14 protein-coding genes and 6 tRNA genes are annotated in these 18,189 nt (G+C 37.9%); 17 read left to right on the top strand and 3 right to left on the bottom strand.

Annotated features, from left to right (window positions below; all coding sequences use genetic code 11):
- Nucleotides 1-81: 81 nt before the first annotated feature.
- From GAB14E_RS15350 to GAB14E_RS15415, 15 genes are all read left to right on the top strand, one after another.
- Nucleotides 82-1,905, top strand: coding sequence for a DEAD/DEAH box helicase (locus tag GAB14E_RS15350; RefSeq protein WP_033081592.1), 1,824 nt, complete (start codon nucleotides 82-84; stop codon nucleotides 1,903-1,905).
- Between the two features lie 203 nt (nucleotides 1,906-2,108).
- Nucleotides 2,109-2,537, top strand: a complete 429-nt coding sequence (gene ybgC, locus GAB14E_RS0122705; RefSeq protein ID WP_033081691.1) for a tol-pal system-associated acyl-CoA thioesterase — start codon at nucleotides 2,109-2,111, stop codon at nucleotides 2,535-2,537.
- Nucleotides 2,527-3,219, top strand: coding sequence for a protein TolQ (gene tolQ / locus GAB14E_RS15355; RefSeq protein ID WP_033081591.1), 693 nt, complete (start codon nucleotides 2,527-2,529; stop codon nucleotides 3,217-3,219). The genes ybgC and tolQ overlap by 11 nt, the downstream gene beginning before the upstream one ends.
- Nucleotides 3,220-3,221: 2 nt before the next feature.
- On the top strand, nucleotides 3,222-3,647 hold the full coding sequence (gene tolR / locus GAB14E_RS15360) for a protein TolR (RefSeq protein ID WP_033081590.1): 426 nt from the start codon (nucleotides 3,222-3,224) through the stop codon (nucleotides 3,645-3,647).
- Between the two features lies 1 nt (nucleotide 3,648).
- A complete protein-coding gene (gene tolA, locus GAB14E_RS15365) occupies nucleotides 3,649-4,593 on the top strand; it encodes a cell envelope integrity protein TolA (RefSeq protein WP_231562007.1) in 945 nt (314 codons plus the stop codon).
- Nucleotides 4,594-4,695: 102 nt separating this feature from the next.
- Entirely contained in the window at nucleotides 4,696-6,045 is a 1,350-nt protein-coding gene (gene tolB, locus GAB14E_RS15370; RefSeq protein ID WP_033081589.1) for a Tol-Pal system beta propeller repeat protein TolB, read from the top strand.
- A 67-nt stretch (nucleotides 6,046-6,112) separates the two neighbouring features.
- Nucleotides 6,113-6,670: a peptidoglycan-associated lipoprotein Pal gene (gene pal / locus GAB14E_RS15375; RefSeq protein ID WP_033081588.1), complete on the top strand. Its 558-nt coding sequence runs from the start codon at nucleotides 6,113-6,115 to the stop codon at nucleotides 6,668-6,670.
- A gap of 33 nt (nucleotides 6,671-6,703) precedes the next feature.
- A complete protein-coding gene (gene ybgF, locus GAB14E_RS15380; RefSeq protein ID WP_052093555.1) occupies nucleotides 6,704-7,495 on the top strand; it encodes a tol-pal system protein YbgF in 792 nt (263 codons plus the stop codon).
- Between the two features lie 173 nt (nucleotides 7,496-7,668).
- A tRNA-Lys gene (locus GAB14E_RS15385) sits at nucleotides 7,669-7,744 on the top strand.
- Nucleotides 7,745-7,855: 111 nt separating this feature from the next.
- A tRNA-Lys gene (locus GAB14E_RS15390) sits at nucleotides 7,856-7,931 on the top strand.
- A gap of 36 nt (nucleotides 7,932-7,967) precedes the next feature.
- Nucleotides 7,968-8,043, top strand: a tRNA-Lys gene (locus GAB14E_RS15395).
- Between the two features lie 49 nt (nucleotides 8,044-8,092).
- Nucleotides 8,093-8,168, top strand: a tRNA-Lys gene (locus GAB14E_RS15400).
- Nucleotides 8,169-8,253: 85 nt separating this feature from the next.
- Nucleotides 8,254-8,329 (top strand) — tRNA-Lys (locus GAB14E_RS15405).
- 408 nt (nucleotides 8,330-8,737) lie between these two features.
- Nucleotides 8,738-9,796, top strand: coding sequence for a quinolinate synthase NadA (gene nadA, locus GAB14E_RS15410; RefSeq protein ID WP_033081587.1), 1,059 nt, complete (start codon nucleotides 8,738-8,740; stop codon nucleotides 9,794-9,796).
- Between the two features lie 133 nt (nucleotides 9,797-9,929).
- A tRNA-Ser gene (locus GAB14E_RS15415) sits at nucleotides 9,930-10,019 on the top strand.
- A 70-nt stretch (nucleotides 10,020-10,089) separates the two neighbouring features.
- Here GAB14E_RS15415 and GAB14E_RS15420 read toward each other — a convergent pair.
- Nucleotides 10,090-12,225 carry a winged helix-turn-helix domain-containing protein gene (locus tag GAB14E_RS15420; protein ID WP_033081586.1) on the bottom strand — a complete coding sequence of 712 codons (2,136 nt, stop codon included), beginning with the start codon at nucleotides 12,223-12,225 and terminating at the stop codon, nucleotides 10,090-10,092.
- Between the two features lie 72 nt (nucleotides 12,226-12,297).
- Between GAB14E_RS15420 and GAB14E_RS15425 the strand changes: the two genes are divergently transcribed.
- Complete coding sequence (locus tag GAB14E_RS15425) at nucleotides 12,298-13,653, top strand: FG-GAP repeat domain-containing protein (RefSeq protein ID WP_033081585.1); 1,356 nt, start codon at nucleotides 12,298-12,300, stop codon at nucleotides 13,651-13,653.
- 61 nt (nucleotides 13,654-13,714) lie between these two features.
- Here the strand turns inward: GAB14E_RS15425 and GAB14E_RS15430 are convergent, their stop codons facing one another.
- Nucleotides 13,715-15,271, bottom strand: a complete 1,557-nt coding sequence (locus tag GAB14E_RS15430) for a mechanosensitive ion channel family protein (protein WP_033081584.1) — start codon at nucleotides 15,269-15,271, stop codon at nucleotides 13,715-13,717.
- Between the two features lie 133 nt (nucleotides 15,272-15,404).
- Nucleotides 15,405-16,343 carry a LysR family transcriptional regulator gene (locus tag GAB14E_RS15435; RefSeq protein ID WP_081967758.1) on the bottom strand — a complete coding sequence of 313 codons (939 nt, stop codon included), beginning with the start codon at nucleotides 16,341-16,343 and terminating at the stop codon, nucleotides 15,405-15,407.
- Nucleotides 16,344-16,512: 169 nt separating this feature from the next.
- On the opposite strand from GAB14E_RS15435, the gene GAB14E_RS15440 reads away from it, so the two are divergent.
- Nucleotides 16,513-18,021 (top strand): arylsulfatase, encoded by a 1,509-nt coding sequence (locus GAB14E_RS15440; protein ID WP_033081582.1) that lies wholly within the window; start codon nucleotides 16,513-16,515, stop codon nucleotides 18,019-18,021.
- Nucleotides 18,022-18,189 lie beyond the last annotated feature (168 nt).

Here is an 18,189-nt window from a genome sequence, read left to right as displayed (position 1 = left end):
GCTTGGTGATTGATTTTTATAATTACGCCCAAGTAATTATGCTCAAGTAATGCGCCTGCCTTGCGAAGATGAAAATTATTTATGACTGATCAAAAAACTGAAACTGTAACTGAAGCTGTTGCTTTTGCCTCTTTAGGCTTACCTGAAAACTTATTATCTGCTGTTCTTTCTATTGGCTTTGAATCTGCTACCGATATTCAAGCACTTACCATACCGCCGCTACTTGCCGGTAAAGACGTACTAGGTGAAGCACAAACAGGTACAGGTAAAACTGCTGCCTTTGGTTTACCTGCATTAGCAAAAATTGATACTTCAATTAGAAAACCACAATTAATGGTGTTAGCACCTACACGTGAATTAGCGATGCAAGTTGCTGAAGCAATAGAGTCTTTCGGTAAAGATATGAAAGGTTTACGTGTTGCTACATTGTACGGTGGTCAATCTTACGGACCACAATTTCAACAACTAGAGCGTGGTGCACAAGTTGTTGTTGGTACTCCTGGTCGTTTAATGGACCATTTACGTCGAAAAAGCCTTAAATTAGATGACTTACGTGTTTGTGTGCTTGATGAAGCAGATGAAATGTTAAATATGGGCTTTTTAGAAGATATTCAATGGATTTTGGATCACATACCAAAAACTGCACAAATGTGTTTGTTCTCAGCAACAATGCCACCAGCGATTCGTAAAATTGCTAACCGTTTCTTAAAAGATCCTGAGCACATTAAAGTTGCTGCTGTTAAAAAAGCCAAAGCTAATATTACTCAGTATGCCTGGAAAGTTAGTGGCATCACTAAGATGACTGCATTAGAGCGTATTGCTGAAGTGGTTGAATATGATGCAATGATTATTTTTGTTCGTACTCGTAACGATACTGTTGATATTGCAGAAAAATTAGAGCGTGCCGGTTATCCTGCATTAGCGCTAAATGGTGATTTGAACCAAGCACAGCGTGAACGTTGTATTGATCAAATGAAATCTGGTAAATCATCTATCTTAGTTGCTACAGACGTTGTTGCTCGTGGTCTAGATATACCTCGTATCTCTTTGGTAATTAACTATGACTTACCTGGTGATAACGAAGCATACGTTCACCGCATTGGTCGTACTGGTCGCGCTGGTCGTGAAGGTATGTCAATTGCTTTTGTACGTCCACGTGAAATGTACTCAATTCGTCATTATGAGCGTTTAACCTCTGGTACTGTTCTTAACTACGATTTACCAAATATCCAAGATATTGGTAAAATACGTATTGAGCGTACTCGTGTTGAAGTTGCCAAGATTGTTGCTGACAAAGATATCTCAAGCATGCGTGAAATTGTTGAAGCTATGGCTGCAGAGTCTGAAGTTTCTATGATTGACCTTGCTGCAGCCTTACTTTTCCAAAAACAAATGAAGCAACCACTGCAACCTAAAGAAGATCCTAAGCCACGTCGTGATGCTCGTGAGCGTAACGACCGAAATGACCGTGGTGATCGTAATAGTCGTGATCGCAATAGCCGTGGTAACGATAGCCGTCGTGATGCGCGTGGTGGTGAACGTGGCGATCGAAATAGCCGTGGTGCACGTGATGAAAGACCTCGTAAAGAAAAAGTAAACCGTAATGATGTTGATTGGCAGACTTACCGCCTTGAAGTAGGTAAAGAGCATGGTGCACGTCCAGGAGATATCGTTGGCGCAATCGCTAATGAAATTTCACTTGATAGCAGCTATATCGGTGCGATTAACTTGCACGAGAAACATAGCTTTGTACAATTACCTAAAGGTATTCCTACAGACTTGTTCAATCAATTGAAAGGTGTACGTGTTCGTCGTCAACCTTTAGCAATTACTACTTCAGACGAAGCTGTTGTTAGTCAAAAACGTGCTCCTCGTCGTACTGAACGTGCACCACGTCATAGTTAATTATTGATTATTGATTAACTATTTAAAAAGCGCCTTTTGGCGCTTTTTTTGTTTTTATGCTTGAAATATTAACCATTAATACTTTTTCTGCTAAAAATTGTCATTTATTATCTTACTTTCCTTGTTTGCTTATCGCATTATCTATTACTATAGAGCCACTTAGCAAAATTGAATCGCTTAACCCTAAAGTAATACTAATAGTAATGTCTGAAGAAGTTTCTAAATCCATAACAGCTCATCATTTTGCTATTCGTGTCTACTACGAAGATACAGATGCGGGTGGTATTGTTTATTATGCTAACTATTTAAAATTTTTTGAGCGCGCGCGAACCGAGTGGCTTAGAGAAATAGGTATAAACCAAGCATTCTTTTTGCAACAAAACTTAGGTTTCGTGGTCAGAAGGGTTGAAATGGATAATCTTGCTTCGGCAAAACTTGATGATTTACTTGCCGTAAGCTCAACCATAGTAACCTTGAAACGTGCGAGTTTAGTGTTTCAACAAAAAATAACCAACCAAGCAAAACAAGTACTTTGTACCGCCAATGTACGTATTGCTTGTGTTGACTTTAGCCAGCATAAACCCTGTGCTATACCCGAATCAATACTAGGAGCGTTTAAACGTGTCAGCTGAAATTTCCTTTTTCCACTTAGTCATGGAAGCAAGCATATTAGTGCAATTTGTTATGCTTATCTTACTTACCTTCTCAATTTTGTGCTGGGCGATGATCTTTCAGCGCAGAAAAATACTGAGAACAGCCGCTTTAGAATTAAAGGCGTTTGAAGATAAGTTTTGGAGTGGTGCTGATTTAAGTAAACTATACAGTGATGTTTGTACCAAGCCGCAAGTACAAGGTATTGAAAACTTATTTGTTGCTGGTTTTAAAGAATTTGCGCGCTTAAGAAAAAGTCATATTGATAATCCTCAAATTATTGTCGATGGTACTCATCGTGCCATGCGTGTTGCTTTATCACGAGAAGTTGATAGCTTAGAAACTCACTTGCCCTTTATGGCAACTGTTGGCTCTATTAGTCCATATATTGGCTTATTCGGTACAGTTTGGGGCATCATGACTTCATTTGTCGCCTTAGGTGCGGTAAAACAGGCAACACTTGCTATGGTAGCGCCGGGTATTGCCGAAGCGCTAATAGCTACCGCTATGGGCTTGTTTGCTGCCATTCCTGCTGTTATAGCATTTAACCGTTTTAGCCATAAAGTTGAAAAACTAGAAAATAGTTATGGTAACTTTATGGATGAATTCTCAAGTATTTTACAACGTCAATCCGCTGCGGAGCAATCTGCGAATAAGGCATAACTATGTATCAAAGAGTTAGACGCCGCAAAGTGGCTGAAATTAATGTTGTACCTTATATCGATGTGATGTTGGTATTATTGATTATTTTTATGATCACCACGCCATTAATTACTCAGGGGGTTAAAGTTGACTTACCCCAAGCTGAGGCTGAGCTGTTAGATGTAGACAGCAAGCCGCCTTTGGTGGCCAGTATCGACGCGCAAGGACGTTATTATTTAACTGTTGGAGCGAATGATAAAGAGCCAATGTCAGCCGAAGAAGTTGCTGTATTAGTGAAAGCACATTTAGCTGTTGAACCAGGTACCCCTGTGGTTGTTAATGGTGATGGCGCTGTTTCATACGATGCTGTAATACAACTTATGGTCATGTTGCAAACTGTTGCCGGTGTGCCATCGGTCGGTTTAATGACAGATTCTATAGGGGAATAGCGTGGTACAGCAACGAGCATCTTTTCTTTCCATTAAATCAGCTTATTTAAAAGCTATATGGCTGAGTATTGCTTTACATCTGGTCTTGCTTTTTGGTTTGTTTGCGGGGGAGTTTACCTCTGTGTCTAAACCAAAACCAACCCCGACAGTACAGTCCAGCGAGCCGATTAAGGCTGTTGTTATTGATACGGCTAAGTATGAACAAGCAATTAACAAGATAAAGAAACAAAAAACGGCACAGCACGATGCTGAAAAGAAACGGCTTAAAGCGGTAGAGAAACGTGCTAGTGATGCTAATAAACGTCGTACTAGAGAAGAAGCCCGCATTAAGAAGTTAGAAAAACAGCGTAAGAAAAAAGAACAAGAAAAAATTAAAGCAGATAAAGCGGCCAAATCATCAAAAGCCAAAGCGGCCAAAGCTGAAAAAATTCGTAAACAAAAGGAACAAGAAAAACAAGTTGCTGAAAAAGCTGCTGCTGCGGCCAGATCAAAACGATTGAAAGAGGAAGCCGCCGCGAAAAAAGCCGAAGATCTGCGTCTGGAAAAAATTGCTGAGCGTAAACGTCAAGAAATAGCCGCTAAAGAGCAAGCTATTCAAGATGCAATGTTAGCTGAGCAAATGGCTAACGAAATGGCGAGTCGTAATCAAGCTAGGCAAAAACAAGTGATGACTGAAGTTCAGCGCTACTCGGCTTTAATCACACAAACCATTAACCGTAATATGATTAAAGACCGTAGTACTATGGCGAATAAATCTTGTAAGTTAGCCATTACGCTAGCCCCTTCAGGTTTCGTTATTGATGTTAAAATTGGCCAAGGAGATAAAGTGGTCTGTGATGCAGCCAACATAGCAATTAGTAGAGCTAACATCCTACCGGTATCGAAAGATCCTGAGGTATTTAAGGAGATGCGTAAGCTTGCGGTGACAGTTACACCAGAATTTTAATGCAGCAGTAGTACTTCGCAGCGTGGCGGGGTATTTACATTAAATTAAACTGTAAATCTTGATAGCAATACATGAAGCTATTTAAAGGGAATAACAAAAAATATGAAATTATTATCAGGCGTTTTATTTAGCGCTGTTATTGCGTTTACCTCAAGTAATGCTATTGCAGCATTAGAAATTGTTATTACGGGTGGTGTAGACAGCGCAAGACCCATTGCCATAGTACCATTTCAATGGACAGGAACCGGAGAGCAACCCGAGTCATTATCAAAAGTGATAAGTGATGATTTACTACGTAGTGGTAAATTTAGTCCTATTAGTCATGACAAGTTTCCGCAATCAATTTCAGACGCAAAAAGCATAGATTACAGTGCTTGGGCAAATTTAGGTGTTGAAGCCGTTGTTGTTGGTAAAATTAATGAAATTTCACCGAGTCGTTATCAAGTTAGCTACCAGTTAGTTGATGTAATACGTGGGCAGATCACCGGTGGTGAAACGTCAATGCTAAGCAATGGCGAACTTGTTAATACAAAAGATCATATATTGGCGCAAAGTGGTGCCAATATTCAGCTAAATCAAGCTCGCCGATATGCGCACAGTATTAGTAATGTCATTTATGAAAAACTTACCGGCAGTAAAGGTGCATTTTTAAGTAAAATTGCTTACGTTATTGTTCGCGATCAAGGAAAGTACCCATATCAACTCGCTTTTGCCGATTATGATGGTTTTAATGAACATGTATTGCTAAGTTCTAAAGAGCCTTTAATGTCGCCATCTTGGCGTCCTAATGGCGAGCAATTGGCTTATGTGTCTTTTGAAAATCGTCAAGCACAAATTCATACTATTGATATCTACACAGGCGACAGAAAATTAATTAGCTCTTTCAGCGGTATAAACAGTGCGCCACGCTTTTCTCCTGACGGCAAAAGTATGGCCATGGTATTGTCTAAAGACGGTAATCCTGATTTGTATGTGATGGAATTAGCGACCAAGAAATTGCGCCGAATAACCCGTAATAGAGCCATAGATACCGAACCAAGTTGGACACCCGATGGTAAATCATTGATATTTAGTTCAGAACGGGGTGGAAAACCGCAGCTATATCGCGTAGATTTAGCCGGGGGGAAAGTAAGACGTTTAACCTTTGATGGTGAAATGAACCTAGGAGGTTCTGTAACACCTGATGGTAAACAACTGATCATGGTCAATAGAACTCGCGGTAATTATCGTCTAGCGAAGCAAGAGTTGGCGTCTGGATTATTCCAAGTGTTAACCGAAACTCGTTTAGATGAGTCGCCGAGTGTGTCACCTAATGGTGGTATGATCATATACAGTACCTTACATAATAATCGACAAGTGTTGGGGTTAGTGTCGGTTGATGGTCGTTTCAAAGCTAGATTGCCAGCACTTGATGGTCAAGTGAAGGCACCAGCTTGGTCGCCATTTTTATAATAATAAAAATGTACAAAACAACTTATTAAATTTTAACTTATAATTTTAGAACAAAGGATAAATAAAAATGCGCTTTAATAACATAATGAAAAGCTTAGCTATTGCTTTACCTCTTACCATTTTATCGGCTTGTAGCTCAAACTCAGATACCGATGAGAACAGCCAAGTAGATACTAATGCTCAAGTTACTCAAAATGCAGAAGATGCTAAAAAAGCAGAAGAAGCAGCAACTCAAGTTACTGCAGCAAAACGCGCAGCTGAAATTGAAGAGCAAAAACGTCAAGAGCTAGAACAATTACGTTCAGAGCATATTGTTTATTTTGATTTTGATGTTTCAAATGTAAATGCTCAATATTCAGCTGTTTTAGATGCACACGCTACATTCTTAAATGCTAATTCAGACGTGAAAGTATTAATTGAAGGTCATGCTGATGAGCGTGGTACTCCAGAGTACAACATTGCGCTAGGCGAACGTCGTGCTAAAGCCGTAGTAACTTACCTAACAAACATGGGTGTTGACGCTAGCCAACTTACCGTTGTTAGCTATGGTGAAGAAAAACCTATGGTTAAAGACCGTAGTGAAGATGCTTTTGCTAAAAACCGTCGTGCAGTTTTAGTTTACTAAGACCTTATCAGCCTCACATAAGCAGGTAACTGAATGAAACTAAATAAAGTTTTATTTGGCATGATATTTACAGCTAGCGCCGTTAGTGCGTTAGCTGTAGCTAAAGCGCCAGTCATTGATGTTAACGCCAATTATATCGACTCTGCTGCGTTAACAGAGCAACTATCTTCTTTATCACGTAAGTTAGATTCGCGTAATAAAGCTCAAGTAAATATTCAACGTCAGTTGGACCAACTGCAAACTGAAGTGAATGAACTTCGTGGCGTAACAGAATTACATACTCATCAATTAAGCCAAGTATTAGACCGTCAACGAGAGCTCTACAAAGAAATTGATAGGCGAGTCAATGAAGTACTTGAGGCGACAGCTAAAACAAGCCCTGTTGTTACAATTCCTAACACAGGTATAAACACCACAGTCAATAATGCTGGTTATAGTGATAACCTAACTGAAAATGAAGCATATGACCGTGCACTCAATCTGGTATTAAAAGACAAACGTTATCAACAGGCAATACATGAGTTTAAAGCGTTTAATAAAAGCTTTCCCAATTCTAGCTACGCACCTAACTCGCATTACTGGTTAGGTCAGTTGCTTTTTAACCAAGGTGAGCTTGTTCAGGCCAATCAAGAGTTCTTAATTGTTGTTAACAAACATAAAGACTCAACTAAGCGTCCTGATGCTTTATTGAAACTAGCCATGGTTGCTCAAAAGCAAAAAGATAATAAAAAAGCGATAGCTAGCTATCAACAATTATTAAAAGAGTACCCTGAATCAACAGCGGCAAAACTTGCCAAGCCTAGACTAGCTAGTTTAATAAAGTAAGATATTTACTGGTCAATCTCATAGTTAGCTCTTTATTTGCTGATAAAACTAGCGTTTTGCTGACAATTTACTCTAACAGTAAATAAAAGCTAAAAAAACGAAGTTTATTGTTGCACTTAAAAATATTATGAGTATTATATGCCCCGCGTTGAGGCAGTGACTCAACACAACGTCGGCCGTTAGCTCAGTTGGTAGAGCAGTTGGCTTTTAACCAATTTGTCGAAGGTTCAAATCCTTCACGGCCGACCACTTTCTAACTTGAACTGATTAGCTTTTGAAGCGTTTAGTTTTAGTTTGAATAAAAGTCTCCTTATCGTTTTCGATGGTGGAGCAAGTAAATCGAAAAATAAAATCTTGAATCGGCCGTTAGCTCAGCTGGTAGAGCAGTTGGCTTTTAACCAATTTGTCGAAGGTTCAAATCCTTCACGGCCGACCAATTCAAGACTGTTATTCGTTTACTCATCATTAGGAACGGCCGTTAGCTCAGTTGGTAGAGCAGTTGGCTTTTAACCAATTTGTCGAAGGTTCAAATCCTTCACGGCCGACCACTCCTGATTGATTAGAAAAATATAAGTATAAAAGTTACAGAGATAGGAACGGCCGTTAGCTCAGTTGGTAGAGCAGTTGGCTTTTAACCAATTTGTCGAAGGTTCAAATCCTTCACGGCCGACCACTCCTAACTTGTATATTTAGAAAATGTAAAAGCTATCACTTTACTTGATGATTAAAGTGAATAGTTAGTTTATTGAGATTAGGAACGGCCGTTAGCTCAGTTGGTAGAGCAGTTGGCTTTTAACCAATTTGTCGAAGGTTCAAATCCTTCACGGCCGACCACTCCTAATAATCACCTCGTGTAAAAATACAAAGCCAGAGCTTTTAACCGCTCAATCAAGATAGTTCGCAGTTTAAAACCTTCACGATCGACCACTTCTAATAATTACTCTTCTTAAAGATAGAAAGCCAAGGCTGTTAACTATATTATCTAATAGAATAGTTGAAGCTTAAAATTCTTAATAAAAAATTACTCTATACATACAGAGTGTAACTAAATACCTGTTATTGAGCCTAGCTTGTTTATTTAAGTCAATTTATCTTGTTAAAACATCTTATTAGCACGTCTTGATATATAGTGGACATTTCCTCTATAACGAAGCACTCATCCAGACCATTATCTACTACACATTAGCGGTGCTTTACCTTATAATTGCCGCGTTTGAACGTGTCCTGAATTAGAGAGAGCTCATGAGTGTAAGTAATACCGCGATAGATTTTGACTTTCAATTTCCAGCCAAACCAAAACCTTTAGCCAGTGATGAAAAGGTGCAATACATAGAGAAAATAAAAAAACTCTTAATTGAAAAAAATGCCGTATTGGTTGCGCATTATTACACTGATCCTGAAATTCAAGCCCTTGCTGAAGAAACGGGCGGCTGTGTTGCTGATTCTCTCGAGATGGCGCGTTTTGGTAAACAACATTCTGCAGAAACATTAATTGTTGCAGGTGTTAAATTTATGGGGGAAACCGCTAAAATTTTAACACCTGAGAAACTTGTTTTGATGCCTGAGCTCGAAGCGACTTGTTCGTTAGACCTAGGGTGTCCAATTGAAGAGTTTTCTGCTTTCTGTGACGAACACCCAGATCATACCGTTGTAGTTTACGCCAATACTTCTGCTGCCGTTAAAGCCCGAGCCGATTGGGTGGTAACATCGAGTATTGCCCTTGAAATAGTTGATATGCTCGAGAGTGAAGGCAAGCCTATTCTATGGGGACCTGACCGTCATTTAGGCTCGTATATAGAAAAAGAGACAGGCGCGAAAATGCTAATGTGGCAGGGCGCTTGCATCGTTCATGATGAATTTAAAGCGACAGCACTTCGAGATTTGAAATTACAATATCCAGATGCTGCCGTACTTGTTCACCCAGAGTCACCAGCTAATGTCGTTGAAATGGCCGATGCGGTGGGCTCAACCAGTCAATTGATTAAAGCTAGCCAAGAAATGCCCAATCAGCACTTTATTGTTGCCACTGATAAAGGCATTTTTTATAAGATGGAACAGGCTAATCCTGAAAAGACCTTTGTCGCTGCCCCTACAGGCGGTAACGGCGCAACTTGTAGAAGTTGTGCTAATTGCCCTTGGATGGCAATGAATGGCTTAAAATCGATTCATGATGCGTTAGTGAGTCCGATAGGTAAAGAGATTCATGTAGATGAAAGTTTGGCAGAAAAAGCATTAATCCCTTTGAATAGAATGCTTAACTTCGCCGCAGAAAATAAATTAAAAGTAAAAGGTAATGCTTAACTTTGTCGGGTGATTTATTCATTTTTTGGTATTTATGAATAAATAAGCAGCAATCAAACCATTTTTTAAAGATAAACTTAAAATAGCCTTGCACCAGCAAGGCTTTTTTTTTACCATAGCGCCTGTAAAATCTGGTGAGCTGGCCGAGTGGCTGAAGGCGCACGCCTGGAAAGCGTGTAAAGGTTTATCCCTTTCGAGAGTTCGAATCTCTCGCTCACCGCCATATTATATAAAACGGGCACTTCATTAGAAGTGCCCGTTTTTGTTTCTAAAACTATTAATTATAAAATGCATTAATTAACTGCTCGTAATAGAAGTAACTGTGATGATTTTGATACAAAATGATCATAGATTACGTAATCTTCTCCATGAAGCCCTATATCAGTAACATAGTCATTAGTTGTCAACGTAAACAGCTTTTTGGGCTTATGTTTGACCATCTCACTAAGCGCAGTCGACATGACCTGAATGCTTTTTGGTTTTTTCTCTACATAATATAGATGATCGCTCTTATTATTTATTTTGATACTGTGCGGCCTAAATTGCAAAGCGATACCTTTAAAGCTCTTGATAATTGACATGACGCCATCGGGCTTCTTTAGCATTAAATTTTGACTTTTGATGTCAGCGAAAATTAAATCGTTATTTGTTTGTTGTTTTGCTATTAGGCCCGCAGAGAGTAATATTTTTTTAGGCTGTTTACTATCTATGTCGAATTGCCAAATATCGTAGAGATTTTCGCTGGCAATGCTCATATAAATATAGTTACCTTCAGCTGACCAAGATAGAAGGTGGGCTTCTTTAGAAATATTTTGATTAACTATAAGGTGCTCTGTATCTATATTGTAAATCATAAGCTTGAGTTGATTATTTTGACTAGCGACAAACGCAAGTAGGTTCTGTTGCTTGTTTAAAATAGGCCGTCTGATACTATCGGCCTTAACACCAGTCAGCTTAGTGTTTTTATTATTTTTATGACTCCATAACTCATAATTACCTGTGCGTTGTGATACGAAGTAAAGGGTACTTGTTGATGTTGACCAAACGCCATTTAAGTCATTTGCATGGCTATTAACTTGCTTTAAATCGATATGTTGTGTTAAACCTTGCGCAGCAATATTAATGTTTGAGCTCTTTTTAAGATAAAAGAATTCTTGAGAAGCTTTATTTGAAGTTAACTCGTATGCATGACTACTTGCTGGTATTAATATCGCTTGCGACACTTCATTTTTTTGTAAGTTTAAACGCCAAATTGAATACAAACTGTCAAGTTGACCAGCAATAAGCAAGCTGTTGTCATCTTCTAAGTGTAAGCTTGTAATTTTAGAGAACCTAGTTGATATTACAGTACTATTTGTAGTTTCTAGGTTGTAACTATTTATTGTTGATTGTGCGTCACTTTGCTGAACATAAAACAATTCAGGCTTAATTTTACTAAATGTTGCAGCATAGTAACTGGCATTTTCGACAAGTTTTAGTGGTGTTTCTTGTTGGGATATTAGTGGTAATAGTGATATTGACAGGCGTTGACTCTCTATCGTTGTTAACGCTAATGTTTTTCCTTTTGGTGATAGCTTAATCGTTCTTATTTTATTTTTTGTTTTATATACCTCCTGTAAAATTCCAGAATCAATAAACAATTTATTTATCTTACATGTAGAAATTTCACATTGAACAAAATAACTAACATTGCCTTGCTCAGCCCAAATAACTGAACGATATACATCGTTACTTCTTTGTAATATTGAATATTTATGGTTAACGACATTCTTTAGTACCAATACTGATTCATCAGTATTGGTATCAGTTTCTATAAAGAGTACTTTGCTTCCATCAGCAGAAAGTGAAGCTGATTGAATCTCAGTTCTACCGTCAGAAAGAACCATTTCCTGGTAACTAACTGGTTTTGTAGCACTGCTCTGAAAATTATCAAGGAGGGTTGTTGGGCCAACAAAGAGAAAAAAAGTAAAAATAAAGAGTAGAGATACAGAAACGGCTACGTTTTTAATATTTGGCTTAGACAAAAAAGAAAGAGGGAAATATGGTCTATTCTGCGCTGTATTTAGTGGCTCAACCTTTCCTATAAAGCAATAACCCTTTCTCGCAATAGTTTCTATATATTTCGGTTTTTTTGGATCATCGTTAAGTACCTTTCTAAGTTCAAAAATCGCACGAGTTATGACTTTTAAACCTACTACATTATCAGGCCAAAGATTATCAGCAATATACTCTCTACTGAGAACTTCACCTTGGTGTTGAACAAGAAAACAAAGTACTTGAATAATTTTGGGTTCAAGAATTGTCACCTTATTTTCACTGATGATTTTATTATGCTTAGGATAAACCATATAGTGTTCTAGAAGGAAATCTTCATTCATAACTTTATATACTTTTGATTTTAAAGGTGAATAAATAAATAATAACATCATTATAACACCATGATTTAACTTATATACAAAATAGGGTAGAAATACAATCCCTATCAAAAATGATATCAAAATATGAAAAAAATAATTTTTAGAGCAATAACGTTTATCTACCTAGTAGGTATAAATTTTACTACCATGGCTTTTAATATAAATTTAAACATCGTAGGGCAGGGACAAGTTGAAGCGTCTGATAAAACCTGTTCAACGAGCTGTGATATTGCAACAGATAACTCGCTTCAAACTTTAGTCGCTAAGGCATCTCCTGGTTGGCACTTCATTGGGTGGCAAGGTCAAAAATGTGATATGGGGAATGGCGTGATAATCCCGTCAGAAAAGCAATATATTAAAGGTATTGGCTCAGCAGCAGGAGGAGCTAAATCATTAGAGACAATAGACTTTAATAATGATGGCATCGATGATTTGATTGGTATCAGTTTGTTTAATGGCAAAGTGAATAGTTATGAAAATTTAGGCGATGGTACTTTTGTTAGTAATAGCATTATATCTGGCTTCGCTTATCCATCCTCCTTGGATAGTTATGATTGGAATAATGACGGGTATAAAGACTTATTTGTCGCTGAGTTTAGTTCAGACGATCGAGGTATTAAAATGTACCTAAACGATGGCAACGGCGGTTTTGTTTATGAAAAAACGTTCACATTTGAAAGTGCACGTCCATATTCTTTTTCTGTTATTGATTATGACTTAGATAGTCGACCAGATTTTGTTATCTCTTCGTTTGGTGCAAATATTAGTGGTGATCTTTTTGTGCTGGTGAAGAGCATAGTCAATGAAAAATTAACTTGGTTTAAAAATACTGAACAAGGGTTTAAAGAGCAACAAGTTATTGCTGAAAAAGCAGCGATAACACTTGATACTTATCAAGCACATGAAGATGCCATTCCACAAATTTTAACCGCAGAAATACAGTTAGGAGAAGTTGCTGTTTACTCAAATGAAGGTGGTAAAGATCGACAGGTTGTTTCATCTATTTGGGCAAGTTATGGCGCGACCTTTGGCGATATTGATGAGAATGGAAATGTTGATATTTTAACCGCTAATTATAAACCCTCAGTACTGAGTTTGTTTTATGGTCAAGGGGAAGGCGAGTATTCTAAGCCTGTAGCACTGGCTAGGCCGGAAGAAGGGCTAACCGCCACTGCCTTCGGTGACTTTAATAATGATTCTTATATTGATGTAGCAACAGGGGAATTTAATGAATTCCAGTTCTATTATTATGCAACTTCAGGTTTCGACCAATGCATAGTAAAGCAATCATCTAGCTTAGATTTAATTGCTACCTTTAAACAGGGGGACAGTGTGTCGAGTGATGGTGAACAAGGGGCAGGGGGGAGTCTAGTTTGGCTTTTATTTATCATAGTGCCCTTGTTGTTTAGAGGCTGTTTACTAAAGAAATACACCCGCTAAAGAAAGTGATTTATGGTTAATCGCTACAGAAAGTTTATTAACTACTGTAGCGATCATAGTGCTACTTTTCTATACTAGGGGGTTGATGAATATGAACATCACGTTGTGGAAACGGAATTGAAACGCCTTGTTTATCGAATTCTTCTTTAACCTGTCGAGTAATATCCCAATATACATCAAGATAATTCTCTGTTTTAACCCAAGGACGGCAAACAAAGTTAACCGATGAATCAGCTAATTGATTTACTTTAACAACAGGAGCAGGCAGCTCTAACACTAACTCATGCTTTTTCACAACGTCTAGCATAATGCGTTCAGCTTTGGCCATATCATCGCCATAGCCTATACCAAAGACTAAATCTACTCGGCGGGTTTTACTCCCTGTCACATTAACAATGGTGGTTCCCCAAATATTATTGTTTGGTACCACTAAATGCTGATTATCAAATGTTTTAATCGAGGTTGAAAGTAAAGTCATTGAATGAACGGTACCAGTCACACCGTCTATTTCGATAATATCACCAACATCAAATGGACGATAAATTAATATCAACATACCACTTGCGAAGTTACTTAAGGTACTTTGCAAGGCCAAGCCAACAACTAAACCGGCAGCACCAATTAGGGCTAATACCGGTCCAACATTTATTTCTATAAAAGTCAGTGAAACAATAAAGCCGATCATTAAAATAACACGGCGTACAGAGACCTTAATGAAAAGCTTTAATAAGGTTGATAAATTTCTGTTACGGTTAAGCGCTGCGTCAGTCAATTTACCCGCTGTTCTTGATAATATGTATACAAATAGAAGAGCTAAGAAAAATTTAATAATGTTTGCTAACCAGCGTAAACCACCATCTTGCGATAACATCCAGCCCTTAATGGTTAACCAAGCAGCGTCGCTGTCGGTTAAGTCAACAGTAGTTCCAGTTAAAGCATTCGCATAAAGGTGTAATTCGGCGGCATCACCACCTTTGCTTTCCCAATTTTTTATGACCAGCAGAAATCGCTCTAAGGCATCATTTTTTTCTTCTCGTAATTGCGTCAGGCTCTTGATTAAATACTGGCGTTTACCTTGCAATTTATCACTGTATTGTTCTGCTTTTATAGCAAGTTCATTAAATGATTCTGGTGTTTTGTCCATCGACTCTATGGCCTTGCTTGTCTGTGCAGATTTCTTATGTTCTAAATCTTGAACAAGGGTATTAATCTCAGCTAAATCTTCTTTTAATTCTTCGGCAGCACCTTGGTTTTCTTTACTCGCTAATATCAATTCAGCACTATCAGCACTAAGGCTAGAGATTTCTTGTGCGGCTAAAATTTTCCTTTGTTTTTGACTAACAAGAATTTCCGCTTCACTGACTATTGTCGCTTTGTGTTTTACTATAGTTAACCAAGCGTCAACTTCTACAGCTAATTCAGCTTTAGTAAGAGGCACAAGAGTGAACTCTAATTCGCCAAGATCAATATTGGCATTTTTAGTTGTACTTGCTTGATAAGGTTTACCATCATCTACAGCTAAGGCGGCCAATGAAGTAGCGCTCAAAGAAAGACAAATTAAGCTAAGGAATATAACCATTAATTGTTTTAATCTTTTGGGGTATTTGAATATAGTCATGATTTAAACCTGATAATTGTTTAGTTATTAACTGGGGGCATTACTAACAAAATAGTCGATATCGATAAAGCAAGTAACCTAATAAAAAGTATAGTAATAAATGCTAAAGTGGTTAATGTTTTAGAGGGTCATATTATGTAGTTTCTGGCAGTGATTGTATGCCTTTACAAATGTCTGCAATTATAGATCTTAGCCAACGGTGAGATTTTACGTGCTCCATACTCCAGTGCCAATTCATATAAGCTATCATTTCTTTTGTTTTAAACGGAGGATTAAACCAAATAAAATCATCTAGATTATGCATAGACTGCAAAACAGAGCCGGGCATAATACAAATTAAATCAGTAGCGCAAACAATTTCCAGAATGTTCTCGATACTGGTGCTGGTATATTTTATTTCTCGGTTAAAACTAAAGTCTTGCAACGCTAACGTAAGTGAATAAACATTACCTTTTCTTGGGGCTAATACCGCATGTTTTTCTGCCAAGTACTCAGAGAGTAATAAATTAACTTTATTGTTGAGATTAGGGTGTTCTTTTCTGGCAATGACAAATAAATTATCGTTGAATAATTCTTGGTGGTGGCAGCCAATTTCGTCAATTGTTAAATAATCCAGATGTAGGTCATATTCTTTATCCCTTAATGATTTTTCGGCATCAATTAACATATCTGTAGTCACGGTAAGTGAAATGTTTGGTGCCAACTGTGCTAAACGTTGGCTCAATTTTGTTAAAAAATCATTATTACCAACCCCTAAAGCATTGATATGAAAATCTAGTTTGGCTGTTTCAGGTGAAAAATCACCAATATCAGGCAGGGTTGATGATACATCAGCGAGTATTTTATTGATTATCGGATAAATTTCATCCGCTTTAAGTGTTGGCATCATTTTGCCTGATTTACGCTCAAATAAGGGATCATTATAGAGCGATCTTAACCGTTTTAGTGCTTGTGACACCGCAGGTTGTGTCATGCCCAAATTTTCAGCCGCATGGCTAATGTTTTTTTCATGCATTAATGCCGTAAATATTGATAGTAGATTTAAATCTACGTTCCTCAAATACCTTGCCATTGCTAATTTTTCCTACTTTTGAGCCAGTTTTACAAAAAATCATTAAACTACTATAAGTGATACTTATAGTCCTGTCATTTTGTTTTATTTCTAAATATATGTACCTTTATTTAAGCTAGCTGCAGATTCATTATTTAACTGATTTGAAAGTTTAACCAAAGGAATACTTATGACAATTCATACTAAATTTACTCAGTTTGCAATTGCATTAGGAATGTTGACTGCATCTGCAACATCACTAGCAACAACAGACACAACAAAGCCTAATATATTAGCCATCTGGGGTGATGATATTGGTCCATATAATATCAGTGCTTATAACCGAGGAGTTATGGGCTATAAAACACCAAATATTGACAGAATTGCCAATGATGGCATCTTGTTTACCGATTCCTATGGTGATCAAAGCTGTACTGCTGGTCGTGCCGGTTTTATAACCGGTCAGCATCCTATACGTACAGGTTTAACCAAAGTTGGCTTACCCGGGGCAAAAGAGGGCATCAATAAAAAGGATCCAACCATTGCAGAGCTGTTGAAACCAATGGGTTATATGACAGGTCAATTTGGTAAAAATCACCTCGGTGATCGAGATGAGCATTTACCGACTAACCATGGTTTTGATGAGTTTTTTGGCAATCTTTATCATTTAAACGCCGAAGATGAACCTGAGCATCCAGATTACCCGCAAGACCCAGCCTTTAAAAAACGATTTGGTCCTCGTGGAGCCATTCATTCATTTGCCGACGGTGAAATTACCGATACGGGTCCAGTGACTAAAAAGCGGATGGAAACTATCGATGAAGAGTTTTTAGGTGCAACATTGAAGTTTATTGATAAAGCACACGCGGCCAAAAAACCATTTTTCGTTTGGTTCAACTCTACTCGTATGCATATTTGGACACGCCTAAAACCCGCATCTCAAGGTGTTACTGGTCAGGGGTTATATGCTGATGGCATGGTAGAACATGATGGTCATGTTGGTCAATTACTTGATAAGTTGGATGATTTAGGAATAACAGATAACACCATTGTTTTGTATACCACAGATAATGGTGCGGAATTAATGCTTTGGCCAGACGGTGGTTATACACCCTTTAGAGGTGAAAAAAACTCAAATTGGGAAGGTGGATACCGTGTACCTATGTTAGTGAAATGGCCAAATAAGATTAAACCAAATCAAGTGTCTAATGAAATTATTTCATTGCAAGACTGGATGCCGACCTTTTTAGCCGCAGCAGGGGATAACAGCGTTAAAGCAGATCTTAAAAAAGGTAAAAATGTTGGTGGTACAAAATTTAAAGTACATCTTGATGGTTATAACTTTCTACCACATTTGTTAGATACCTCGAAGGAAGGACCACGTAAAGAGTTTATCTACAGTTCAGATACCGGTGAAGTTGTTGCTATTCGTGATGGTGATTACAAAATGATCTTTAGAGCACAAAAAGCTCATGGATTAGAAACTTGGATTAATCCTTGGAGCGTATTAAGAGCACCTAAAATGTTTAATCTAAGAATGGACCCTTTTGAGCGTATGGATGTTGAAGGCCACGGTTATGCCGCATGGTACGCAGAACATATGTTCTTAATTGCACCGTCAATGTTTAAGGTCGGCGCATTTAAACAAACCTTTAAAGAGTTTCCTCAGCGTATGAAGCCAGGCAGTTTTGTTCCTTAAGTCTAGGCTCTGAAAATAAAACATAAAAATAGCTATTGGCAACAATAGCTATTTTCCTCAAGAAGACACCGGTTAACGTAAGCTTTAATTACCTTGATATTATCGCCGGCACGATAGATTAGTAATAGATCTTAGTTACCTTGTAGTGGATTATTGGCAATAACAACC

The sequence above is a fragment of the Colwellia psychrerythraea genome (genome assembly GCF_000764185.1).
Lineage (GTDB): Bacteria > Pseudomonadota > Gammaproteobacteria > Enterobacterales > Alteromonadaceae > Colwellia > Colwellia psychrerythraea_B.
This window is presented reverse-complemented; position numbering and strand designations above follow the sequence as displayed.

What these genes read in the sequence shown, in the direction of transcription:
- GAB14E_RS15350 (WP_033081592.1), top strand. Translation starts at nt 82, where the DNA reads ATGACTGATCAAAAAACTGAAACTGTAACTGAAGCTGTTGCTTTTGCC.
- ybgC (WP_033081691.1), top strand. Translation starts at nt 2,109, where the DNA reads ATGTCTGAAGAAGTTTCTAAATCCATAACAGCTCATCATTTTGCTATT.
- tolR (WP_033081590.1), top strand. Translation starts at nt 3,222, where the DNA reads ATGTATCAAAGAGTTAGACGCCGCAAAGTGGCTGAAATTAATGTTGTA.
- tolB (WP_033081589.1), top strand. Translation starts at nt 4,696, where the DNA reads ATGAAATTATTATCAGGCGTTTTATTTAGCGCTGTTATTGCGTTTACC.
- pal (WP_033081588.1), top strand. Translation starts at nt 6,113, where the DNA reads ATGCGCTTTAATAACATAATGAAAAGCTTAGCTATTGCTTTACCTCTT.
- ybgF (WP_052093555.1), top strand. Translation starts at nt 6,704, where the DNA reads ATGAAACTAAATAAAGTTTTATTTGGCATGATATTTACAGCTAGCGCC.
- nadA (WP_033081587.1), top strand. Translation starts at nt 8,738, where the DNA reads ATGAGTGTAAGTAATACCGCGATAGATTTTGACTTTCAATTTCCAGCC.
- GAB14E_RS15420 (WP_033081586.1), bottom strand. Translation starts at nt 12,225, where the DNA reads ATGATGTTATTATTTATTTATTCACCTTTAAAATCAAAAGTATATAAA.
- GAB14E_RS15425 (WP_033081585.1), top strand. Translation starts at nt 12,298, where the DNA reads ATGAAAAAAATAATTTTTAGAGCAATAACGTTTATCTACCTAGTAGGT.
- GAB14E_RS15430 (WP_033081584.1), bottom strand. Translation starts at nt 15,271, where the DNA reads ATGACTATATTCAAATACCCCAAAAGATTAAAACAATTAATGGTTATA.
- GAB14E_RS15435 (WP_081967758.1), bottom strand. Translation starts at nt 16,343, where the DNA reads ATGGCAAGGTATTTGAGGAACGTAGATTTAAATCTACTATCAATATTT.
- GAB14E_RS15440 (WP_033081582.1), top strand. Translation starts at nt 16,513, where the DNA reads ATGACAATTCATACTAAATTTACTCAGTTTGCAATTGCATTAGGAATG.